The organism is uncultured Cytophaga sp. (assembly GCF_937863595.1).
Lineage (GTDB): Bacteria > Bacteroidota > Bacteroidia > Cytophagales > Cytophagaceae > Cytophaga.
Genome location: NZ_CALMGQ010000158.1, coordinates 1 through 8,752, shown reverse-complemented (window position 1 = coordinate 8,752; position 8,752 = coordinate 1). Strand labels below are relative to the sequence as shown.

The 8,752-nt window shown below is 32.9% G+C and carries 8 protein-coding genes and 1 pseudogene; 2 read left to right on the top strand and 7 right to left on the bottom strand.

The genetic code is table 11. The features are described 5' to 3' along the window. Positions 1–59: 59 nt before the first annotated feature. The 5 genes from Q0543_RS13745 to Q0543_RS13725 form a co-directional block, all read right to left on the bottom strand. Positions 60–542 (bottom strand): SRPBCC family protein, encoded by a 483-nt coding sequence (locus tag Q0543_RS13745; RefSeq protein ID WP_299254205.1) that lies wholly within the window; start codon positions 540–542, stop codon positions 60–62. After that, on the bottom strand, positions 529–1,215 hold the full coding sequence (locus tag Q0543_RS13740) for an SDR family oxidoreductase (protein ID WP_299254202.1): 687 nt from the start codon (positions 1,213–1,215) through the stop codon (positions 529–531). Before Q0543_RS13740 ends, Q0543_RS13745 begins: the two co-directional genes overlap by 14 nt. A gap of 1 nt (position 1,216) precedes the next feature. Then, positions 1,217–1,882, bottom strand: a complete 666-nt coding sequence (folE, locus tag Q0543_RS13735; RefSeq protein ID WP_299254199.1) for a GTP cyclohydrolase I FolE — start codon at positions 1,880–1,882, stop codon at positions 1,217–1,219. A gap of 56 nt (positions 1,883–1,938) precedes the next feature. Further along, on the bottom strand, positions 1,939–2,454 hold the full coding sequence (locus tag Q0543_RS13730) for an RNA polymerase sigma factor (protein ID WP_299254196.1): 516 nt from the start codon (positions 2,452–2,454) through the stop codon (positions 1,939–1,941). A 242-nt stretch (positions 2,455–2,696) separates the two neighbouring features. Beyond that, positions 2,697–3,569 carry a MerR family transcriptional regulator gene (locus Q0543_RS13725; protein ID WP_299254193.1) on the bottom strand — a complete coding sequence of 291 codons (873 nt, stop codon included), beginning with the start codon at positions 3,567–3,569 and terminating at the stop codon, positions 2,697–2,699. Between the two features lie 167 nt (positions 3,570–3,736). Between Q0543_RS13725 and nirB the strand changes: the two genes are divergently transcribed. Beyond that, positions 3,737–6,250 (top strand): nitrite reductase large subunit NirB, encoded by a 2,514-nt coding sequence (gene nirB, locus Q0543_RS13720; RefSeq protein WP_299254190.1) that lies wholly within the window; start codon positions 3,737–3,739, stop codon positions 6,248–6,250. 23 nt (positions 6,251–6,273) lie between these two features. After that, a complete protein-coding gene (gene nirD, locus Q0543_RS13715; protein ID WP_299254186.1) occupies positions 6,274–6,633 on the top strand; it encodes a nitrite reductase small subunit NirD in 360 nt (119 codons plus the stop codon). A gap of 174 nt (positions 6,634–6,807) precedes the next feature. Here nirD and Q0543_RS13710 read toward each other — a convergent pair whose 3' ends face one another. Then, positions 6,808–7,524: a hypothetical protein gene (locus tag Q0543_RS13710; protein WP_299254184.1), complete on the bottom strand. Its 717-nt coding sequence runs from the start codon at positions 7,522–7,524 to the stop codon at positions 6,808–6,810. A gap of 195 nt (positions 7,525–7,719) precedes the next feature. Then, positions 7,720–8,208: pseudogene (locus Q0543_RS17055) on the bottom strand (glycosyltransferase family 39 protein); the annotation flags it as partial. Between the last annotated feature and the right edge of the window lie 544 nt (positions 8,209–8,752).

The following is an 8,752-nucleotide window of genomic DNA, read 5'->3' as shown; positions in this document are numbered from 1 at the left end:
TTCATAATTCATAATTCATAATTCATAATTCATAATTCATAATTCATAATTCATACTATTCATTTATATTCCCCAAACAACTCCCCCATTTTTTTATTTCGGTAATTAAATATTTCTTCTACTTTACCTTTCACGATGAAGGGCTCTAGTAAGGTACCGATGAATCCGAATGGCAATTTATAGCTAACGATATCCGTCATTTCAACACCGTTTGGTATTGCTTTAAAATGATGTTCGTGATGCCAAATTGCATAGGGTCCAACACGTTGTTCATCAACAAAAAATTTCATATCTGCCACATGCGTAATCTCGGTTACCCAATCAAGCGGAATACCTAAAAGAGGTGTAACGGTATATCGGATCAACATGCCCTGATACATTGCTACATCAGCACCCGACTTTATAATAAACCCCATATAGGGCGGCGTTATGGTCTGAAGATTTTTAGGAGAAGAAAAAAACTCCCATGCTTCATGTACAGATATCGGTAATTTTGTAACGCGTTTTAAGATATGCATGGTTGTAGTATTAATTGTAGACATTTAATGTAGACATCCCACCATCTACTGCAAAGGTTTGTCCTGTTACCCAAGATGACTTTTTACTAAGCAAAAACAAAATAGAATTGGCTATATCGGAAGTCTCCCCAATACGCGCCAATGGATGCCTTTTACCTGAAAGCATTTTCTTATCTTCTGTATTCAATAATTTATTTGCAAGTGGTGTATCTGTAATAGAAGGTGCAACAACATTGAAACGAATAACTGGAGCATATTCAGCAGCCAACGAACGTGATAATCCTTCTAATGCTGCTTTTGAAGAAGCGATGGAAGCATGATAACTCAAGCCTTTTTGTGCAGCTACGGAACTAATCAATACCACCGATGCATTTCCTTTTTTCAAAGCAGGCAAAGTCGCTTGAATCGACTTTACCGCACCAAGTACGTTGATTGTATAATCACTTATAAATTCATCTATAGCAATACGATTGAATGGTTTCAATATAATTGTACCAGGAAAATATACCAAACCGTGTAATTCCTCTGGTAAGAAATCTTTGGGAAAATCTTCTGAAGTGACATTACACGTAGCATGTTTCTCCCCTTTCAATTCGTGGTTTCTGCTGATAGTCCATACAGAATGTCCATCATTTTTTAATTGTTGATGCACATCTTGAGCAATTGCAGAGCTACTTCCTACTAATAAATAATTCATCTTATTTTATATAAGAAAGAAATTCCTTTTTAACATCTTCATTTTTAAATTTACCAGAATATGTAGCAGTAACTGTTGCACTTGATTCATCTTTTACGCCACGCATCGATACACATAAATGCTTTGCATCAATAACAACCGCAACATCTTCCGTGTTTAATATTTTTTTCAACTCAGCAGCAATTTGCATGGTTAAACGTTCTTGTACTTGCGGTCGTTTTGCAAAATACTCAACAATCCGATTCAGTTTAGACAATCCAATTACAGTACCATTTGAAATATAAGCTACATGCGCTTTTCCAATAATCGGCACAAAATGATGCTCACAGTTTGAATAAAATGTAATGTTCTTTTCTAGAACCATTTCATCATACTTATATTTATTTTCGAATAAAGCAATTTTTGGTTTGTTGGCAGGATTTAAGCCACTAAATATTTCCTTTACATACATTTTAGCAACACGTTTCGGAGTATCTTTCAAACTATCATCAGTAAGATCCAATCCTAAAATATCCATGATATCTTTAAACTTTTTGCTGATCAATTCAATTTTTAAATCATCATCTAAATCAAATGCACCTATGCGTATAGGAGTTTCAGGGTTAGACGAAAAGTGATCGTCATTTATTTCTTCAATTAAGGATTGTACGCTCTTTGTAATTTTCATAATTCTAATAAGTTTATTAAGCCAACATATTTTGATTAAAATACTATCTGTTATAATTAACGAGATAAACTGTATTCATTTTTCAATTTTGCCATCAATTCTTTTCTTGCTATAAAGATTCTACTCTTTACCGTGCCGATTGGTATTTCAAGTTCTTCAGAAATTTCTTTGTATTTATATCCATCCACATAACGAAGGAAAGGAAGTTTAAATTCATCTTTTAATAAATGAATAACACGCATAAGTTCTTTGTAATTAATTTGCGAATCCGTAGTATTCGCATAAATAGAAGTTTGAACTTCATCCGTTGCCAAATCAAACGATTTGCTAATTAATGTATTTTTACGAACCGTTCTTCTATATGAATTGATGAACGTATTTTTCATGATAACACACAACCAACCTTTCAAATTGGTAGAGCTGATAAATTTATCTTTGTATTTAATCGCTTTTAAAATGGTGTCTTGTATTAAATCTTTTGCATCATCTGGGTCCATCGTCAACTTCAATGCGAAATTTTTCAATAGACGTTGCTCTTGCATAACGAGTGTATAAAATTCTGTAGTTGACATAGTTTCTTTTATTTTCTGTTTAACAATATTATAAAATAGTTAAACAACATAAAAGTTTTTGTTTAACTATTTTTAATATTAATTAAACAAAATAGATAAGATACTAATAATAAATAACTTAAACTCAAACTAAGTGATTCATTAACCCATTCGGAAAACTATAAATTAATAGGAATAGAGAAACTAGGTGTAAAAAATGACTTTCGAGGAAAAGCTTTTACCTTATTACTAATTCTGTAGTACTAAAGAAGCTCTAAGAATCCAGTAAGCCCTTTGTGTAGATGAAAGTTGTGAGGCAATTGTATCGTTTCCCTAGAAAATTGATACCCTGAAACAAAAAAAGTAAGAGTTGAAAAATCGGCATGAAGGGTATTTATGTATTCTTGCAACATTCCGTCGGGAAATGGATTGGTAATGCTCATTACAACCTTTTTAGGTTTAATACAATTCATCACCATACTTAAATCTTCATACGGCACAGATTGTCCTAAATAAACAACTCTATGTCCTCTCGATTTTAATATATATTGATAAACTAATAAACCAATTTCATGTAATTCTGAAGATGGTAAAAAAAGCAAGAAAACATCTTTTGTTGGATCATTTTTTGCAGAAACTGAATCGATAGAAACGATTATTTTTTGTCTGATCAGGTTACTAACAAAATGCTCTTGTGCAGGATTAATAGCACCTGTCTGCCAAAGGACACCTATCTTTTCAAAAAATGGGTAAATAAATTGTTCGATTGTTTTAACAAAACCAAATGATTTAATATTCTTATCAATGATCTCCGTGAACCGAATTTCGTCCAGTTCAATCATAGACATAATTAAACCTTCTATTTGATCGTCTTCAGCATCTTTTGAATCAACAACATTCTTAACCTCTTGATTTAATTCTTCATCACTTAGATCAGCAATTTTAGAAATTTTTAAACCATGATTATTCAAAATACTTACATTCAAAATGCGTTTTAAATCATCATTTGAATAAAAACGAATATTGGTTTCAGTACGCTGGGGCGAGATAATATTATAGCGTTGCTCCCAAATACGAATTGTATGAGCTTTAATGCCGGTAATACGCTCAAGATCTTTTATTGAATACTGAACCACGAATAATTATCTATATCTCTATAAAACAAAGGTAAGGTGTTTTTGTTTAAATCTAGTTGTATTTTTTTAAACAAAAATAAAACTAAGTATTTTTACGTATAATTATTTGCATATACGTAGTTTTTACGTATTTTTGCTTACGTAGTTAACATTAGTCCCTTTTAGATATGAAAAACGAAACTCAAATCTTAGTTATAGGCAACGGAATGGTTGGTTATAAGTTTTGCGAAAAGCTAAAGAAGAAGGATCCCTCAGGCAGGTTTAAGATTACTGTGCTTGGCGAAGAGCCAAGACCTGCATATGATAGAGTTCATTTGAGTGAATATTTTGCAACACGATCAGCAGATCATTTAACAATGGCACCATTGGAGTGGTATGCAGAAAATAACATCAACTTGGTTTTAGGAAACCCAGTTGTATTAATTGATAGAGAAAAGAAATCTGTTACCACATTTTCAGGTGATGTATATGCCTACGATAAATTAATTCTGGCAACAGGTTCTGCAGCTTTTGTCCCTCCGATTAAAGGCGTAGAAAAAGATGGTATCTATGTATACCGCACCATTGAAGATTTAGAGATGATGATCAATCAAGCTCAGAAATCAAAAGTAGGTGCCGTAATTGGTGGCGGATTGTTGGGCTTAGAAGCAGCAAAAGCTTTATTAGACTTGGGTTTAAAGCCTCATGTTATTGAGTTTGCCTCCCGATTGATGCCTCGACAATTGGATGAAGCAGGCTCTAAAATTTTACAAGAAAAATTAGAATCCTTAGGTTTATCTATACACTTAAATAAAAGTACTTCTTATTTTGATGGAGAAGAATCTGTAACAGCAATGCAATTTGCAGACGACACGCGACTAGATCTAGATATGGTTGTCGTTTCAGCGGGGATTAAACCAAGAGATGAAGTTGCAAAAAAAGCTGGATTAACAGTCGGTCCTAGAGGTGGTATTGAAGTGAATGACACGCTTCAAACTTCAGACCCAAACATTTTTGCAATTGGCGAATGTGCTTTGCATTGGGGAATGATTTATGGTTTGGTTGCACCAGGCTATGAAATGGCAGAGGTTGTTGCGGAGAATTTAATAAACGAACATAGTAAAGAATTTCGTTCGTTTGATATGTCAACAAAATTAAAACTAATAGGTGTTGATGTAGCAAGCTTTGGAGATGCCTTTGGCGCAGAAGAAGGTTCTGTTGCAATTACCTACGAAAATAAAGACAAAGGAATTTACAAGCGTTTAAATTTATCTGCAGATAAAAAACGTGTTATAGGTGGAATATTAGTGGGCGATGCTGAAAGCTATAACATGTTGTTGCAGATGGTTAATAATAAGATGTCCTTACCACCGGATCCAGAAGATTTAATTCTCGGTTCGCGTGGTGAAGGCAAATCTGAAGGAGGAAATGCAGGTGTTATGAGTCTTCCTGATGAAGCCTTAATCTGTTCATGCGAAGGAATTACAAAAGGTGCAATCTGTTCGGCAGTAATAGATCAAAACATTTCAGATTTAGCCAGCATGAAAAAATGCACCAAAGCTGGAACAGGTTGTGGTGGATGTGTACCAATGGTAAACGACTTAATTTCTGAAACATTAAAATCTCAAGGAAAAGTTGTTAAAAAAGTATTATGTGAACACTTCGATTATTCGCGTCAGGAATTATTGGATCTCATAAAAATCAATGCATACAAAAATTACGACCTTGTATTAACGGAACTTGGTAAAGGCCATGGTTGCGAAACATGTAAGCCAGCTGTCGCTTCTATCCTAGCCAGTGTTTGGAATGAAGTAATTTTAAAACAAGCTACGATACAAGATTCGAATGATCGTTTTTTAGCAAACTTACAAAAAGGAGGTACCTACTCGGTTGTGCCACGTGTTGCAGGTGGCGAAATTACTGCTGATAAATTAATTGTATTGGGTGAAGTTGCTAAAAAATATGATTTGTACTGCAAAATTACGGGCGGCCAACGAATCGATTTATTTGGAGCACCGGTACATTTGTTACCTGATATTTGGGAAGAGCTTATTCATGCAGGCTTTGAAAGTGGGCATGCATACGGAAAATCCCTACGTACAGTAAAGAGTTGTGTGGGCTCTACGTGGTGTAGATTTGGAATTCAAGATGCTGTGTCCTATGCTATACGCATTGAAGATCGATATAAAGGAATACGTTCTCCGCATAAAGTAAAGATGGCTGTATCGGGCTGTGTACGTGAATGTGCAGAAGCACAAAGTAAAGACTTTGGTATTATTGCAACTGAGAAAGGATGGAACTTATATGTTTGTGGTAACGGCGGAGCGAAGCCACAACATGCCTTATTATTTGCAACGGATTTAGATGACGAAACATGCATTCAATACATAGACCGCATCATGATTTTCTATATTCGCACGGCTGAACCGTTGATGCGCACTGCTACTTGGATCAATAAATTAGAAGGTGGAATTGATTATTTACGTGAAGTGATTATCAATGATAGTCTAGGTATGTGTTCTCAATTCGAAAATGAATTGCAACTACTTGTTGACACCTATCATTGTGAATGGAAAGAAGTCGTTGAAAATCCGGAGTTGAGAAAACGCTTCAGCACATTTATCAATTCAGATGAAACAGATGAAACGATGGCATTTAGCGAAATGCGCACACAAAAGAAACCTGCAAACTGGAATGCATAATTCACCCTTAACGCTTTACAATTATGAAAAATGCAACAACTGTAACGACTGAAATTACTTGGTATAAAGCAGGTACAATCAAAGATGTACCTGAAAACGGAGGCGCTTGCGCAATGATTCAAGGAAACCAAATTGCCATATTCAATTTTACGCGTAGTAATGAGTGGTTTGCAACAGACAATATGTGTCCACACAAAAAACAAATGATTTTATCAAAAGGAATGATAGGTGACATTAGCGGTGAACCGAAGGTTGCTTGTCCTTTTCATAAAAAATCATTCTCTCTTAAAGATGGAAACTGTCTATCAGGCGATGATTATTCTATAAAGACCTATCCAATCAAAGTAGAAGATAATTTAATTTATATTGGCATAAAAGAATAATTAATTCTATCTGAAAAATTGGTTTAGTTGAGGGGTAACGAAAAAGGGCGTTACTCCTCTATTTTTATTGTTATAAGTTTCTTTAATTTTAAGATATCAAAATTATTGAAGATGTGCTTATCGTTATGTTTTATATAAACCCAGTATAAGGTGAAACATGATTTAAACACGCTACTATTTTTTAACATTGACTTTATAAATAATAAATATATCTCGATTCAACTCACCAATTATTTTATGTGGAAGTACTTCTAAATTCATCTCCTGAGCAAATTTTAGGAAGTTGCTAAATATTGCTTGGTTTAATTGATCGTCTTTCGGGTGTGTAATTATGTAAATGGTAGTTTCTTTACTAAAAAAGGTTTCTTTTAGCCATTTTTTAGTATCTAGAGATTGATCTTGAGTAAATATTGGAAATATTTCTACAAAATTTTTATTGTTGGGATTAAAAGCCATGAGTTGATTGTGTATTCCCCAATCCATAGAAATATAATATCCTTCATTTTGCTTGGTAAAACGTATTAAATCATAAATTTTTTCAGACCAATGTATATTTTTAGGTGGTGTGCCAAGCAATTTAAAATAATCATTTACAACTATAATATGATACCCAGTAATTATTGTAGCACATCCTATTACGATAGTATTTGAAAGAGTTTTGCTATTAATGAATGCATTAGCAATGGTATAGATAGAATATGCCAATAATAACGCAAACAATGGGTATAAAGAAAAAGCATGCCAAGGTGCATTTGCTTGTTTCGTTAAAAAAAACTGTATTGTTTCTAACAATAAAAGAACTAATATAAAATAATATGCTCTTTTATATTTCTGAATGAATTTATTATTTAACAGTGTTAAATTTAATACAAAAGCCAATAAAAAAATCACACAACATAAAATGTAAAATGCATGATTAATTGATCGGGTTTTAATGTCATATAGATACTTCAAAAAACTTGTACCATCCAATAAAGAAAGAACCTGATTATATCTTCTCTGAAAGAGGCTAACGAAATTATTTGCTTCCTCATTATGTAAATTAAATGAAAAGTAGATGTATATGAAGTAAACATAAAATACCAAATAGGCTAAAGTGAGAATTATGAATGGTTTTAAGCTTTTGTAATCCTTAGATAGGATAAGCTTTCTTATTTTATTGAATTGAAATAAAAACATGGTGCCATATAGCGCATTAATAAACCATATAAAATTAAGTTTGTTAAATAATCCTAACGCTAAAAATACGCATCCCCATATTAGATATTTCAAGTTGCGGTTTTCAATAAAAAACAAATAAAGAAACAAACAAGCCATACATTTTGTAAATAATTCTAACACATTAGGCCCAACGTCTAATTTTGTTATAAAAATTAGTGAAGGGTCTAAAACTAAAAGGAGCAGTACCAATAAGGAGAATTCTTTAAAAAAATACTTATTAGAAATTTTAGTAATAGTAAAAAGCGATATTGCCGTAATTAAAATAACAGGAAGTCTTAACGTATAAATACTAACGCCGAATGTAGTTATTATTGGAAAATATAAGTAAGATTTCAATGCTCCAATGTAGGCCATTAACAATATCGGAAATCCCTTCCAATCAACTAATACAAAGTTTGTATCAAATCTATAATAAGTAGCGGCATTTACGAATAGTAACTCATCATATTGCACTCCTGGGTTTGACAATTTATAACAACACATACCAATATAGATAATCAGTAAAATATAAATTGAATAGTTGTATTTTGCTTCTTTCATAAAAAATTATTTCTTTATTTAAAAATGCTTAGAACGATTACTAGGTAGTGGATCATGCTTTCATTATTATCCTTTTTTATCTAATCTGCCGTGGTGTTCTGTGTGCCACACACCAACGTGTCAACTATTTTTTATTCATAAATAGGTTAACGGCTATTGTGAGTCACAGGTCACAGGGCAAGAATTCAATATTGGTCATTATAAAATAACACTATTGAATGGAATAACCGATAATGTAACTAAAATATTCCATGGCCTAGTACCTGGTAACTCAAACTTGGTTACTAATTTGGTTTAAAAGTAAAAAGCCCTTTACTTAACAGTAAAGGGCTTTTAATAATAGGTTGGCGGCGACCTA